At 68.1% G+C, this 13,626-nt stretch carries 13 protein-coding genes; 11 read left to right on the forward strand and 2 right to left on the reverse strand.

From position 1 onward, the window contains the following. The first annotated feature begins 52 nt into the window (after positions 1-52). Positions 53-622, forward strand: coding sequence for a sigma-70 family RNA polymerase sigma factor (locus tag ABIC90_RS13605; RefSeq protein WP_354354646.1), 570 nt, complete (start codon positions 53-55; stop codon positions 620-622). Further along, positions 619-1,368 carry an anti-sigma factor gene (locus tag ABIC90_RS13610; protein WP_354354647.1) on the forward strand — a complete coding sequence of 250 codons (750 nt, stop codon included), beginning with the start codon at positions 619-621 and terminating at the stop codon, positions 1,366-1,368. Before ABIC90_RS13605 ends, ABIC90_RS13610 begins: the two co-directional genes overlap by 4 nt. 34 nt (positions 1,369-1,402) lie before the next feature. Here the strand turns inward: ABIC90_RS13610 and ABIC90_RS13615 are convergent, their stop codons facing one another. Beyond that, positions 1,403-2,674 carry a putative Na+/H+ antiporter gene (locus ABIC90_RS13615; RefSeq protein ID WP_354354648.1) on the reverse strand — a complete coding sequence of 424 codons (1,272 nt, stop codon included), beginning with the start codon at positions 2,672-2,674 and terminating at the stop codon, positions 1,403-1,405. 132 nt (positions 2,675-2,806) lie between these two features. On the opposite strand from ABIC90_RS13615, the gene dapF reads away from it, so the two are divergent. From dapF to ABIC90_RS13645, 6 genes are all read left to right on the forward strand, one after another. Next, positions 2,807-3,691, forward strand: a complete 885-nt coding sequence (gene dapF / locus ABIC90_RS13620; protein WP_354354649.1) for a diaminopimelate epimerase — start codon at positions 2,807-2,809, stop codon at positions 3,689-3,691. Beyond that, positions 3,688-4,383: a DUF484 family protein gene (locus ABIC90_RS13625; RefSeq protein WP_354354650.1), complete on the forward strand. Its 696-nt coding sequence runs from the start codon at positions 3,688-3,690 to the stop codon at positions 4,381-4,383. Before dapF ends, ABIC90_RS13625 begins: the two co-directional genes overlap by 4 nt. Continuing rightward, complete coding sequence (locus ABIC90_RS13630) at positions 4,380-5,015, forward strand: YdcF family protein (protein WP_354354651.1); 636 nt, start codon at positions 4,380-4,382, stop codon at positions 5,013-5,015. Before ABIC90_RS13625 ends, ABIC90_RS13630 begins: the two co-directional genes overlap by 4 nt. Further along, positions 4,990-5,970 (forward strand): tyrosine recombinase XerC, encoded by a 981-nt coding sequence (locus ABIC90_RS13635; RefSeq protein ID WP_354354652.1) that lies wholly within the window; start codon positions 4,990-4,992, stop codon positions 5,968-5,970. The genes ABIC90_RS13630 and ABIC90_RS13635 overlap by 26 nt, the downstream gene beginning before the upstream one ends. A gap of 9 nt (positions 5,971-5,979) precedes the next feature. Further along, on the forward strand, positions 5,980-7,212 hold the full coding sequence (locus ABIC90_RS13640) for a class I SAM-dependent rRNA methyltransferase (protein WP_354354653.1): 1,233 nt from the start codon (positions 5,980-5,982) through the stop codon (positions 7,210-7,212). 95 nt (positions 7,213-7,307) lie between these two features. Beyond that, complete coding sequence (locus ABIC90_RS13645; protein WP_354354654.1) at positions 7,308-8,366, forward strand: CobW family GTP-binding protein; 1,059 nt, start codon at positions 7,308-7,310, stop codon at positions 8,364-8,366. Between the two features lie 73 nt (positions 8,367-8,439). On the opposite strand, the gene ABIC90_RS13650 is transcribed toward ABIC90_RS13645, so the two are convergent. Next, a complete protein-coding gene (locus tag ABIC90_RS13650) occupies positions 8,440-9,951 on the reverse strand; it encodes a YdgA family protein (protein ID WP_354354655.1) in 1,512 nt (503 codons plus the stop codon). A gap of 382 nt (positions 9,952-10,333) precedes the next feature. On the opposite strand from ABIC90_RS13650, the gene dksA reads away from it, so the two are divergent. From dksA to hslV, 3 genes are read left to right on the forward strand one after another with little or no spacing between them, the layout of a single operon-like run. Further along, complete coding sequence (gene dksA / locus ABIC90_RS13655) at positions 10,334-11,308, forward strand: RNA polymerase-binding protein DksA (RefSeq protein WP_354354656.1); 975 nt, start codon at positions 10,334-10,336, stop codon at positions 11,306-11,308. A 49-nt stretch (positions 11,309-11,357) separates the two neighbouring features. Next, positions 11,358-13,025 (forward strand): STAS domain-containing protein, encoded by a 1,668-nt coding sequence (locus tag ABIC90_RS13660; RefSeq protein WP_354354657.1) that lies wholly within the window; start codon positions 11,358-11,360, stop codon positions 13,023-13,025. A 55-nt stretch (positions 13,026-13,080) separates the two neighbouring features. Beyond that, positions 13,081-13,626 carry an ATP-dependent protease subunit HslV gene (gene hslV / locus ABIC90_RS13665; protein WP_026283873.1) on the forward strand — a complete coding sequence of 182 codons (546 nt, stop codon included), beginning with the start codon at positions 13,081-13,083 and terminating at the stop codon, positions 13,624-13,626.

Raw genomic sequence — 13,626 nt, forward strand, 5'->3', positions numbered from 1 at the left:
CGGGCGCGCCGGCTCCACTACCATCGGAGCCGCCCACCACCCGCCGCCTGCTTTGCCCCCCACATCCACCGCCCCCTTCGACTACGACGCCGCTCTCATGGCTTGCGCCCGCGGCGACCGTATGGCCCTGCAACAGCTCTACAAGCGCGAAAGCCGCTACCTGATGGGCGTGGCGCTGCGCATCGTGCGCCAGCGCCAGCAGGCTGAAGACGTGCTGCACGATGCCTTCATCAGCATCTGGCAGCGGGCGGCGAGCTTCAATCCGGCGCTCGGCGAGGGCCGGGGCTGGGTGTACAGCGTGGTGCGCAACGCGGCGCTGAACATGGTGCGCAACGGCGCACGGCAAGTGAGCCTGGACGAAGACGCGGCCGTTGCGGTGGACGACCAGGCATCGCTGGCGGCCTATGCGGCCGATGGCGACCCTTTTGAATTGCGCGCCGACCTGGGCAAGCTGCACGGCTGCCTCTCGGGGCTGGAGCCGGCACGGCGCGATTGCATCCTGTATGCGTATGTCGAAGGCTGCTCGCATGGCGAAATCGCCGAGCGGCTGCAGACGCCGCTGGGCACGGTCAAGGCCTGGATCCAGCGCGGCATGCGCGCGCTGCGGGAGTGCATGGCATGAGCACCGCCAACGAACAACCGGACAACAAAGACGACATCAACGACATCGACGGGCTGGCCGGCGAGTACGTGCTGGGCACGCTCTCGGCCGGTGCGCGCGCGGCTGTCGAGGCGCGCCTGCGCAACGACGGCGAAGTCGCCTTGCGCGAAGCCGTGCGCGCGTGGGAGGCCCGGCTGCATCCGCTCACCGCGCTGGCCCCGCCGGCGGAGCCGTCGCCCTCGCTCTGGGCGCGCATCGAGCGCAGCGTGGACGAACTGGGCAAGGCCTCGAAGGCGCAGGCCGCCGGGGTGGTCGGCTGGTGGAACAGCCTTCAGCTGTGGCGCGGGCTGGCCGCGGGCAGTTTTGCAGTTGCGGCGGTGATGGGGGCGGTGCTGGTCACCCGGGTGGCCGCGCCGCCGGTCACGCAGTACATGGTGGTGCTGGTGGCGCCGGAGAACAAGGCGCCGGGCTGGGTCATCCAGACCACGTCGGCGCGCCAGCTCGACTTGGTGCCGCTGGGCACCTTCGAGGTGCCGCCGCAGAAGACGCTGCAGTTCTGGACCAAGGCCGACCAGTGGCGCGGGCCGGTGTCGCTGGGCCTGGTCAAGCAGCAGGGCCAGACGCTGCGCATTCCCATCGACAAGCTGCCGCCGCTGGAGCCCAACCAGCTGTTCGAGCTGACGCTGGAGCCCGAGAACGGCTCGCCGATCGACCGGCCGACCGGGCCGATCCTGTTCATCGGGCGGGCGGTCAAGGTCACTTCGTAGACCTACCCGCCGCCGGGGCGCGGCAGGCGGCGACTCAGAGAAACATGAAGGCCGCCGCGGCCACGGCGGTCGGTGCCAGGGCGCCGAGCAGCAGGCCGCCCGCGCCGATGGTTTCGTCGGCAAAGCCCCGCTTGAGCAGCGCCACGCCCGCCGGGTTGGGGGCGTTGGCAATCACCGTGAGGCCGCCGCCGGCCACCGCGCCGGCCACCAGCATGTACTTGGACTCGTCGGAAATGCCGACGATGAGCGAGCCCAGGTAGGTGAGCGCCGCGTTGTCGGTAATGGCCGTGAGGCCGAGCGCACCCAAAAACAGCGCAACCGGCGAGAGCCCCGACACGATGGGCTGCAGCCACCACTGCTGCATGCCGCCCAGCACGACCAGGCCCGCAAGAAAAAACCCGACCAGCAGCGCTTCTTTCAGGATCAGCGGGCTCTGGTGGCGCTCGTAGGCCTGGGAGAACCCGAGAAACATCAAAAACAGGCTGAGAAACACCACCGGGTGGTGGGCGAACAGCACCACGCCGGCCAGGAGCCCCAGATGCACGGCCACCACCGACAGCGGCACGCGGGCTTCGTCGGATCCGTCGGGCTGGCCGTCGTCGCCCGCCTCTGCGGGCTGCAGGTGGTTGCGCAGCATGTAGGTGGCGAAGGTGGCGTTCAGCAGCACGGCCAGCGCCGCCTTCCAGCCGAAGTTGGCGAGCATGAAGGCGCTGTCCCATTGCCAGGTGGCGGCCACCATCAGCACGGGCGGCGCGGCGTAGGAGGTGAGGGTGCCGCCGATGGACACGTTGACGAACAGCACGCCCAGCGCCAGGTACTTGACGCCTTCGGGCACCCGCGGCCTGAAGATCTGCGGCGCGAGCATGAGGGCCGCGATCGTCATGGCGGCGGGCTCGGTGATGAGCGAGCCGAGCAGCGGCACGGCAGCCAGCCCGAGCCAGGCGGTGGCCAGCGGCGTGCGCACGGGCACCAGGTGCGCCACGGTGTTCACCAGCGACATCACGGTGCGCAGCACGGGGCGCGAGGCGGCGATGACCATCACCACGAAGACGAAGAGGGGTTCGGTGTAGTTGCGCGACTCGGCGTAGTCGAGCGCGGCGCTGCCGCTGCCCACCAACGCCATCACCATGACCAGCACGATGGCCCAGAAACCGAAGACGACCTCGACTTCGCCCAAGAGATGAAAAAGGCCGGCGTGGCGCGGATAACGATGCGAAAGGCGCTCGAACTGCTTGGCGCTGAAGGTGTGCAGCAGGGCCACGGCAAAGATGGCTGCGGCGATCCACTGGATCGGGGTGTCGGTCATGAGACTCCTGGTCGTGACTGTGCAGCGAGGCGGCCCGACCTGCGCAAATCCTGGAACGCCCGAATTGGCGCGCCACCCGGGTTGGATCTTAGTCGGTGGGCATCGGGCGCTATCGGTGGCGATAATCCCCCGATGCGAATCCGCTTTACCAAGATGCAGGGGGCCGGCAACGATTTCGTCGTGCTGGACGAAACGCGCGGCACGCTCGGCCTCAGTGCCGCGCAATACCGTTTTCTGGCCGACCGCCATTTCGGCGTGGGGGCCGACCAGATCCTCACGGTGCGGCCGTCGCCCGGCGAGGGCATCGACTTTCAGTACGTCATTCACAACGCCGACGGCGGCGAGGTGGAGCAGTGCGGCAACGGCGCGCGCTGCTTCATGCGCTTTGTGCAGGAGCGCAAGCTCACCGACAAGGCCCAGGTGCGCGTGCAGACGCTGGCGGGCATCATCGAGCCGCGCATGGGCGCCGACGGCCGCGTGACGGTCGATATGGGCGCACCGATCTTCGAGACCGCGCGCGTGCCCTTCGACACCGCCGGGCTCGATGCGCAACCCGACGGCGCTTGGGAAAAGTGGCACCTGGCGCTGGGCACCCGGGCCGGCAGCGCCATCGTCGCGGTCGCGGTGCTGTCCATGGGCAACCCGCACGCGGTGCAGGTGGTCGATAACGCCGACACCGCCCCCGTGGCCGAGCAGGGCCCGCAGATCGAGCACCACCCGCGCTTTCCGCAGCGGGTGAACGCGGGCTTCATGCAGGTGGTGGACCGCGCGCGCATCAAGCTGCGCGTGTACGAGCGCGGCGCCGGCGAAACGCTGGCCTGCGGCACGGGCGCCTGCGCGGCGGTGGTGGCGGGCATACGGCTCGGGCTGCTGGACCGCCGGGTCGATGTGCAAACACACGGCGGCATTCTCACGATCGAATGGCAAGGCGAGGGCCAACCGGTGCTCATGACGGGGCCGGCCACCACGGTGTTCGAGGGCGACATCGACGTGCCCGAAATTTCGGAAAAGCCATGACCCAATTCACCAAAGACAACAACGCCATGAATCCGATCACCGAAGACGACATCGCCAACTACCTGGCGAACACGCCCGACTTCTTCGAGCGCCATGCCCAGTTGCTGGCGCAGGTGCAGCTGACCAGCCCGCACGGCAACCGCGCCGTGAGCCTGCAGGAGCGGCAGGCCGAGATGCTGCGCGAAAAGATCAAGGCGCTGGAGCATCGCCTGATGGACATGGTGCGCCACGGCACCGAAAACGTCGTCATCGCCGACCGCCTGCAGCGCTGGACCAACGGCTTGCTCACCACGCGCGACCCGCGCAGCCTGCCGTACCGCATCGCGGTGGACCTGCAGTCGCTGTTCCTGGTGCCGCAAACGGCGATCAAGGTGTGGGGTTGCAGCAGCGAATACCTGAACGAAGCCTATGCCCAGTGGGTGAGCGACGACGTGAAGGCGCTGGCCACCTCGCTGACCTCGCCCTACTGCGGGCTCAACGCGGGCTTCGAGGCGGCCAACTGGCTGCCGGAGCCGGCGGCGGCCATGTCGATTGCGCTGATTCCGCTGCGCGCCGATGCCGAATCGCCGGCCTTCGGCCTCCTGGTGCTGGCGTCGCCCGACGCGCAGCGCTTCAACGGCGAGATGGGCACCGACTTTCTGGAGCGCATCGCCGAACTGGCCTCGGGCGGACTCTCGCGGCTGCGTCCTTGAGCCGGCCGCGCTGGGTGCGCCGGCCCTGGCAGGTGGCGCTTTTCGGCGCGACGCTGTTCGTGGCGCTGGCCTATGCGGCCATCGGCGTGGCCATCTGGTGGCATGCCGAAGCAGTGCTGGCGCAGGCGCCCAAGCGCCCGGCCGACGCGGCGCTGGTGCTGGGCAGCCGCGCCTTTCTCGACGGCAAGCCGCACCCCTGTCTGACCGGTCGGGTCGATACCGCGCTGGCGCTGGCGAAGGCCGGGTTGGTCAAGCAGTTCGTGTTCTCCGGCGGCGTCGATTCCGAAGACGGCCGCACCGAGGCCTTCGTGATGCGGCAGCATGCGCAAGCGGCGGGCTTTGCAGGGCCGATGGTGATGGAGTCGGCCTCGACGTCCACGCGGCTGAATCTTTCGCTGTCGCGCCCGCTGCTGCTGGCGGCAGGGGTGCGCAGCGTGGTGATCGTGTCGGAGCCCTACCACCTGTGGCGCATCGAGCGGCTGGTGCGCATGAGCGGTTTCGACCGGAGCTTCGATGTGCAGTACGCCGCGGCGCCCACATCGTGCTGGCGCGCGCTCGGTCCGTTGTCCAAGGGCGCATTGCGCGAGCCCGCGGCCATCGTGAACAATGCCTTCCGTGGCTTCCTCTTCTGAATCCCCGGGGTCGGCCGAAGCCGCAGCGTCGGCCTCCGCGGGCTGGATCGACAAATACCTCGCGCATGTGCGCGTGGAGCGCCGGCTCGCGGCGCGCACGGTCGAGCTCTATGCCTTTCACCTGCAGGCGCTCAAGGAAAACGCGGCCGAGGCCGGGTTGCCGCTCGACCGCGTGCAGACCGCCCATATCCGCCGCTGGATGGCCAAGCTGCACAGCGCCGGCCGCGAGCCGCGCGGCATTGCGCTGGTGCTGTCGTGCTGGCGCAGCTTTTACCGCTGGCTGGGCAACGAGGGGCTGATCGGCTTCAACCCGGTGCAGGACGTGCATGCGCCCAAGGCCGGCCGCCCGCTGCCCAAGGCGCTGGGCGTGGACGACGCGGTGCGCCTGGCCGAACTGCACGACGAAGAAGCCGACCCGTGGCTGGAGGCGCGCGACCGCGCCATCGTCGAAGTGCTCTACGGCTGCGGGCTGCGGGTGAGCGAGCTCACGGGGCTCGATGCGCAAGCCGGCAACACGGCCCTGGGCTGGATCGACCTGGACGCCATGGAAGCCAACGTGCTCGGCAAGGGTGGCAAGCGCCGCATCGTGCCGGTGGGCGCCAAGGCGGCCGAGGCGCTGCAGGAGTGGCTGGAGGTGCGCGGCGAGCGCGCGGCGCCGGCGCTCTTCGTCAGCGCCAAGGGCGTGCGGATGTCCTCGCAGGCGGTGTGGAAGCTGCTGCGCGAGCGCAGCCTGAAGGCCGGGCTCGCGGCGCCGGTGCATCCGCACATGCTGCGGCACTCCTTTGCGAGCCATGTGCTGCAGTCGAGCAGCGACCTGCGCGCGGTGCAGGAGCTGCTGGGGCATTCGAGCATCGCAACCACGCAGATCTATACGCGGCTGGATTTCCAGCACCTGGCAAAGGCCTATGACGCCGCGCATCCGCGCGCGAAAGCCAAGCCCGAGAACGACAAGTAAACAACAAACATGAAAACCCTTCGCCTCAAACCCGGCAAGGAGCGCTCGCTCCTGCGCCGACATCCCTGGGTCTTCGAATCCGCCATCGCACGCGGCGGCGCCGACTCCGGCGAAACGGTGCGCGTGGAATCGCACGAAGGCGCCTTCCTGGCCTGGGCCGCGTTCAGCGCCGAATCGAAGATTCGCGCGCGGGCCTGGAGCTTTGTCGAAACGCAGCGCATCGATGCGGCGTTTCTGGCGTCGGTGTGCGCCCGCGCGGTCAATGCCCGCGGCCTGTTCGACCTGCAGAGCGACGGCGTGCGGCTGATTCACGGCGAAGCCGACGGCCTGCCGGGGCTGATCGTCGACCGCTACGGCAGCGGGCCTGACGGGGTTCTGGTGGCACAGTTTCTGTCGGCCGGCGTGGAGCGCTGGAAAAACGTGATTGCCGATGCCTTGCTCGAAGCCACGGGCCTCACCCGGCTTTACGAGCGCTCCGACGCGAGCGGCCGCGAGCGCGAAGGCCTCAAGCCGGTCACCGGCTGGCTGCGCGGGGAGGGCGCCACCGCGATCACGATCCGCGAGCACGACTGGCAGCTCTCGCTCGACATCGCAACCGGCCACAAGACCGGCTTCTATCTCGACCAGCGCGACAGCCGCCAGCGCTTTGCCGAGCTGGCGAAGCACCGGCGCTTCAGGCGCGTGCTGAACTGCTTTTGCTACACGGGCGGCTTCACCGTCGCGGCGCTGGCGGGGCTCAAGGCCGCGGGCGCGCTGGACGGGGCCGAGCTGGTGTCGGTCGATTCGTCGCTGCCGGCGCTGAACCTGGCGCGCGCCAACGTGGCGCTCAACGGTTTCGGCGGGGAAGGCTCGGGCGTGACCACCGAGTTTCTGGACGCCAACGTCAACACGGTGCTGCGCGAGTTCGTCGAACAGGGCCGCACCTTCGACGCGATCGTGCTCGACCCGCCCAAGTTCGCGCCCACGGTGGCGCACGCCGAACGCGCGGCGCGCGCCTACAAGGACATCAACCGCCTTGCGCTCAAGATCCTGGAGCCGGGCGGCGTGCTGCTGACTTTTTCGTGCTCGGGCGGCATCGGTGCCGACCTGTTCCACAAGATCGTCGCCTCGGCGGGGCTGGATGCGAACGTGGACGGTTACATCAGCGAACGGCTGGGCGCGGCGCCCGACCATCCGATGACCATCGAGTTTCCTGAAGGGGAGTACCTCAAGGGGCTGGTGGTGGTGCGCAAGCCCGCTTGACCCCTTCGCCAACGCAACTCAGTGGCATTGGCTAAACTGCCCGCCGATCCCCCGGCTTACCGCTTTTTTTGTTTTCCGCATTCGGAGCACTTTCCATGGCCCTCATTCCCGCGACCATCCTGACCGGCTTTCTAGGCTCGGGCAAAACCACGCTGCTCAAGCGCATCCTCACCGAGGCCCACGGCCAGAAGATCGCGGTCATCGAGAACGAGTTCGGCGAAGAGAACATCGACAGCGACATCCTGGTGACCGAATCGAAGGAGCAGATCGTGCAGATGAGCAACGGCTGCGTCTGCTGCACCATCCGCGAAGACCTGCGCGAAGCGCTGCAGCTGCTGGCCGCCAAGAAGCGCCAGGGCCTGCTCGATTTCGACCGCGTGGTGATCGAGACCACCGGCCTGGCAGACCCCGGCCCGGTGGCGCAGACCTTCTTCATGGACGACGAGATCGCCGAGAGCTACCTGCTCGATTCGATCCTCACGCTGGTGGATGCCAAGCACGCGCCGCAGCAGCTCAACGACCGCCAGGAGGCACGCCGCCAGGTGGGCTTTGCCGACCAGATCTTCATCAGCAAGAGCGAGCTGGTGTCGGCCGAGGAAACCGAGGCGCTGATTCATCGCCTCAAGCACATGAACCCGCGCGCGCCGCAGCAGAAGGCGCATTTCGGCGATGTGCCGCTCAAGGACATCTTCGACCTGCGCGGCTTCAACCTGAACGCCAAGCTGGACATCGACCCCGACTTCCTCAAGGAAGACGACCACGGCCACGACCATCACGACCATGACCACGCGCATGGCGAGGCCTGCGACCACCCCTCGCACAAGCACGAAGGGCACGGCCACCACCATCACACGGACGACGACGTGAAGAGCTTCGTCTACAAGGCCGACCGGCCTTTCGACCCGGCCAAGCTCGAAGACTTTCTGGGTGCGATCGTCAACATCTACGGCCCGCGCATGCTGCGCTACAAGGGCGTGCTGAGCATGAAGGGCACCGAGCGCAAGGTGATCTTCCAGGGCGTGCACCAGCTGATGGGCAGCGACCTGGGCCCGGAGTGGGGCAAGGACGAAGTGCGCCAGAGCCGCATGGTGTTCATCGGCATCGAGCTGCCGCGCGAGATTCTGGAGCAGGGCCTGGAGCAGTGCCTGGTCTGACCTGAACTTCATCGATTGCTGAAAAAAAGCGCTGCACCTGGAAGGGTGCAGCGCTTTTTTGTGGGGGCCGGGCTTATTGGCCCATGGCGTTCAGCGGCTTGCCGTTGACCTTCAGGTTGCCTTCGCTGAATTCGAGCTGCGCCGTCACGTCGTCGCCCTCGCGCTTCACGAAGCCCTTTTCTTCGCCTTGCTCGACCAGCCCGGCCAGCATTTCGGGCGGCGGCGTCTGGCCGCTCTCGGCGCCGATGGCGGCAATGGTTTCCAGCCACTGCATCGGCAGCCGCGCATGGGCCTTGAGCACGCCGCGCTTCATCAGCAGCGCCATGCCCGGCTCCTGCAGGTCTTCGTCGGTCACGCCGGCCATGCTGGCCGTGTAGCCGAGTTCGCCGCGCTTGCCGCCGATTTCGACCGCCATCTTGTCCAGGCCGAATTCGGGGCTGTACTTGGCCATGGCCTTGAGGTCGGGCGCCAGCTGGTCGGCCAGCGCCTGCATCGCGGCCTTCGAGGCCTTGCTGCTCTTGCCGCAGCCGCCCGCGGCGCTGGACTGCAGCCAGGCGTCGGCCAGCTTCTTGTAGCCGGCGGCGTGGATGCGGCGCGCGCCGCTGGTCATCTCGAAGCTGTCGATGGCGGTTTCGCCGATCTTTCCCTTGCCCTTGAGCGTGCCGTCGGAAGCGTAGAGGCCGTCCTTGAGGCTGGCCTGGCCGATGAGGTCGATGTTCTGCAGCAGCAGCTTCACGGGCTTCTGCGCGCCGGCCGGTGCATCGGCGTCGGTGGCGCCCAGGCCCTTGGTGGCGGAGAACTCGAGGGCTTCGAGGCGGCCTTCGGTCTTGCCGGTGGCCAGGATCCAGCCGGCGCTGCTGTCCATGTCGGCCTTGGCGGTGAAGCTGCCCATCTTCAGTTGCAGGCCCTTGGCCGGGTCGTTGACGTCCATGCCGGGCATCGTCATGTCGTAGCGCACCTGGGTGCGCGCCGCGTTCACTTCGACGCGGGCCTTGGCGCCTTGCCACGCGAGCTCGCCCTTGCCCTCTTCGGCAAACCTGGCCGGGGCGACGACGATGTCGCTGGCGTAGGCGCCGTCGAAGCCGACCTTGGTGTGGGCGGTCACGGGCTTGGCCTTGCCGAAGAGCTTCTCGGCCTGGGCCTGGGCCTTGATGTCGAGCACCAGCTCGCTGTCGATGGTGGCGGCCGCAAAGCTGCCGCCGGCGATCGGGCCGTGGCGGATGGTGTCGCGGAAGGTGATGCGCACCGGCTTGGGCGGCGTGCTTTCGGCTTCTTCTTCCTCCTCGTCGGCGGCTTGCGCCTCTTCTTCACCCTCCGCGGGCTTGGCGGCGGGCGTCTGGGCCGCGGCCGGGGCTGCTGCTGCCTCGGCGGCGCAGCCGATTTCCAGGGTCACGGTGCTGGTGGCGCCCATGAAGCCGCGCTCGTACTGGCGCTCGATCACGCGCACCAGCGCGGTCTGCTTGGGCAGCTCGGCGAACGCGTTGTCGTAGGACGACTTGACCTTCGTGCCGGCCCACCAGGTGCTCCCTCCGTACGCGACGGCGATGGCCGCGGCCAGGACTCCCAAAACTGCTTTCTTGCTCAAGGCTTGCTTTCTTTTATCGAATGATCGGATGGGCCCGCGCTGCATGAAGGACATGGCCGGGCCCGCATCGCCCCCTCAGGCGACGCCGGCCGATGCTAACGGAGCCGAACGTCAGGCACACACATCGCCCGCGTATTCGAGTTCTCTATACAATCGCGCGCCTGTTCCGGTGGCCATACCCCGTTCGATGGACGAGATGTGGCTTCCGGCATGGGGCGCCGCGGATTTCTGCAGGGCTTTCGGGGGTATAACCCCGGGGTTCGCGCAACCGGCGAGCACCCCGACAACGTGGAGCCCGCGCGGCACGAAAGCTGCGAGAGGTTCCCATGGGAGGAGACACCCAGTGAAAGCGCGTTCCAGTTCGTCCAAGGAGCCAGTCACCGTGAAGAAACCCGCCGCAAAGGCCACGCCAGCCTCCAAGCCCGCCGCAAAGAAGGCGCCGGCTGCGAAGGCCGTACCTGCGACGAAGAAGGTTTCCGCCGCGGCGAAAGCCCCTGCAACGAAGGAGAAAAGCGCGTCCAAAAAGCCCGCAGCACCACCGGCCAAGGCCGCAAGTGCCGCGACAACGAAGTCCGTCAAGCCCGCCCAACCTGCAACCGCAACCAAGACGGCAGGCACGGGCCCAGCGTCATCCAAACCCGTCGGCCGACCGGCCGCCGCTTCCACCGCTTCCCCGACCCCCATGAAAAAAACGGCTGCCGCCTCCTCTTCCGCCCCGGCGACACCCTCGATACCCGTTCAAACCGCCACGCCCGCACCCGCCGCGCGTGGGGGCCGCGTGTCCCGGCTGTCGCAACTGACCGTGCCCTCGATGCCGCAATCCGTGGCATCGACGGCCGCCAAGTCCAGCTTCTCGCAAGCGCCTTCCACCGCGCTGGTGCCGCCGCCGCCGCTGGCCGTCAAGAAAGACCCGAAGCTCGCCAACAACTGGAAGACCAAGTCGCCCGCCGAGTTGACCGACCAGGAAGTCATCGCGATGCCCGACACCGAGTACATGAACGAAAAGCAGATGGCGTTCTTTCGCCTGAAGCTGGTCGAACTCAAGCGCGGCATCCTGGAAAACGCCGGCGAAACCACCGAGCACCTGCGTGAAGACACGGTGGTGGTGCCCGATCCGGCCGACCGCGCCACCATCGAGGAAGAGCACGCCCTCGAGCTGCGCACGCGCGACCGCGAACGCAAGCTGCTCAAGAAGATCGAGCAGTCGATCCAGCGCATCGACGCCGGCGACTATGGCTACTGCGACGAAACCGGCGAGCCCATCGGCGTCGGCCGCCTGCTGGCCCGCCCGACCGCCACGCTGTCGCTCGAAGCGCAGCAACGCCGCGAGCTCAAGCAAAAAATGTTCGGGGATTGAAGCGGATCCACGGTAGATAAGAACCCGTCCGTCCGATAGCCTTCGCCGAATGTCAAAGGAAGATTCAGGCCGCCTTTTTTCCAAGGTGGCCAAATTTGTCCGCAATCCGCTCAAGGACTGGTCGGAGCTGGACGCGCCCCCCACGACCTCGGATTCCTCGCTGCCCGACCAGGCCTACAGCCGGGAAATGCTCAAGGAGATGATCGAGCGGCGCCAGCGCAACGATTTCGTTCGCCGGCGGGAGTTCGACATGCTGCGCAAGCTGCGCCAGCGCGAGGCGGCCGCGCATGCCTTCGAGGCCACGGCCACGCCCTCGTCCTTCAACATGAACAGCTCCTCGGAAAAATCCGAGGGCCGCGCGCTCACGCTCAAGAAGATCGACGAGATCGAAGAGCAGATGTCGCAGCAGTGGTGGAAGGGCCGGGGACCGAACGGCGAAACGCTGGTCAACCCGCCTCCCGATGCCGGCGCCGAGACGCTGCCGCCGGTTCATGTGGACGACCTGCTGCAGCCGGCCCCGGCGCGCCGCGCGCCCGCACCTGCGGTGGCTGCCGTACCGGCTGCTTCCGTTGCGGCGCCTGCTGCTGCCGTCGCGCCGCCGCTGCTGTCTTCCCGGCTCGCGCACGACGGCGCCATGGAAGAAGCCGTGATCCGCTTTGCGCACGGCGACGATGCCGGCGCCGAGGCCATCCTGCTGCAGGCCTTGGCGGCCGATGCGCCGCCGGCCGCCGAGGGCGAAGGCGATGCCGTGGCCGAGCGCGACGAGAACCGCTGGCGCACCCTGTTCGACCTGTACCGCGCGACCGGCGACGCCGCCAAGTTCGCGGCCGCCCGCATGCGCTACGCGCAGCGCATGAAGCGCATGGGGCCGGACTGGGTTTCGTTCGAGGAGCTGGCCCGCAGCGTGAAGGCGGTCACCGCCAGCGAAGAGGCCGGGCAGGGCGCCGAGGCCGGCGTGCTGGCCGACTGGAACAGCCCCGCGCGCCTGTCCCGCGACGGGCTGATGGGCCTCACCCGCGCGCTGTCGCAGGCCGGATCGGTCTGGACGCTGGATTGGCGCGCCCTCACCGCCATCGAGTTCGAGGCCGCCGCGCCCTTGCGCGTGCTGCTCACGTACTGGGCCGATTCGCCGGTCAAGCTGCGCTTCATCGGCACCGCGCAACTGCTGGCGGTGCTGGCCGAGGCGGCGCCCAACAACGAACGCGGCACCGACGACGTCTGGTGGCAGCTGCATCTGGCCGCTTTGCGCGTGATGCACCTGCCCGACGATTTCGAGCTGGTGGCGCTCAACTACTGCATCACCTACGAGGTGTCGCCGCCGTCGTGGCAGGACCCGCAAGGCGAGTGCACCGCGCTCGCCGCACCGGCGCCCAGCCGGCACAGCTCGGTGTGGTCGCTGCTGTCGAGCGCCGAGTCCGAGAGCTTTCCCACGCACGACACCGGCTTTGCCGCGCTGGCGGGCGATTTGCGGGGCGAATCGCTGTCGTCCTGGCAGCGTCTGGACACCGACCTGCGCCACACCACGGCGCCCGTCATTTCGTGCGCGGCGCTGCTGCGCATGGACCTGGCCGCCGCCGGCACGCTGCTCAGCTGGGTGCGGGCGCGGGACGCCAACGGCGAGCGGGTGCAGTTCGTCGACGCGCACCGGCTGATTGCCGCCCTGTTCGGCCTGGTGGGCATCGCCGACCACGCCACCGTAGCCGTTCGAAAGAACTGAAACACCCGCCGCGGTCCGGGGTTGCATTGCCTTGGGGCATCCCCAGATGGCTTCGATGGAACAGTTTCACGGCACCACCATCGTGAGCGTGCGCCGCAAGACCCCCCAAGGCGACCAGGTCGCCATCGGCGGGGACGGGCAGGTCACTCTCGGCAATATCGTCATCAAAGGAACGGCGCGCAAAGTGCGCCGGCTCTATCACGGCAAGGTGCTGGCCGGCTTTGCCGGCGCCACCGCCGACGCTTTCACGCTCTTCGAGCGTTTCGAGGCCAAGCTCGAAAAGCACCAGGGCCACCTGACCCGCGCTGCGGTCGAGCTCACCAAGGACTGGCGCACCGACCGCGTGCTGCGCAAGCTCGAAGCCATGCTGGCCGTGGCGGACGCCACCACCTCGCTCATCATCACCGGCAACGGCGACGTGCTGGAACCGGAAGACGGCGTGATCGCCATCGGCTCGGGCGGCGCCTATGCCCAGTCGGCGGCCAAGGCGCTGATCGACAACACAGACCTCACTGCCGAGCAGATCGTGCGCAAATCGCTGGCGATCGCCGGAGAAATCTGCATTTACACGAACATGAACCACACGGTGGAAGCGCTCTGA

Source organism: Variovorax boronicumulans (assembly GCF_040544675.1).
Taxonomy (GTDB): Bacteria; Pseudomonadota; Gammaproteobacteria; order Burkholderiales; family Burkholderiaceae_C; genus Variovorax; species Variovorax boronicumulans_D.

Coding starts and splice junctions, on each gene's coding strand:
- hslV (WP_026283873.1), top strand. CDS start 13,081: ATGGAACAGTTTCACGGCACCACCATCGTGAGCGTGCGCCGCAAGACC.
- ABIC90_RS13615 (WP_354354648.1), bottom strand. CDS start 2,674: ATGACCGACACCCCGATCCAGTGGATCGCCGCAGCCATCTTTGCCGTG.
- ABIC90_RS13645 (WP_354354654.1), top strand. CDS start 7,308: ATGGCCCTCATTCCCGCGACCATCCTGACCGGCTTTCTAGGCTCGGGC.
- ABIC90_RS13660 (WP_354354657.1), top strand. CDS start 11,358: ATGTCAAAGGAAGATTCAGGCCGCCTTTTTTCCAAGGTGGCCAAATTT.
- dapF (WP_354354649.1), top strand. CDS start 2,807: ATGCGAATCCGCTTTACCAAGATGCAGGGGGCCGGCAACGATTTCGTC.
- ABIC90_RS13625 (WP_354354650.1), top strand. CDS start 3,688: ATGACCCAATTCACCAAAGACAACAACGCCATGAATCCGATCACCGAA.
- ABIC90_RS13635 (WP_354354652.1), top strand. CDS start 4,990: ATGCCTTCCGTGGCTTCCTCTTCTGAATCCCCGGGGTCGGCCGAAGCC.
- ABIC90_RS13610 (WP_354354647.1), top strand. CDS start 619: ATGAGCACCGCCAACGAACAACCGGACAACAAAGACGACATCAACGAC.
- ABIC90_RS13640 (WP_354354653.1), top strand. CDS start 5,980: ATGAAAACCCTTCGCCTCAAACCCGGCAAGGAGCGCTCGCTCCTGCGC.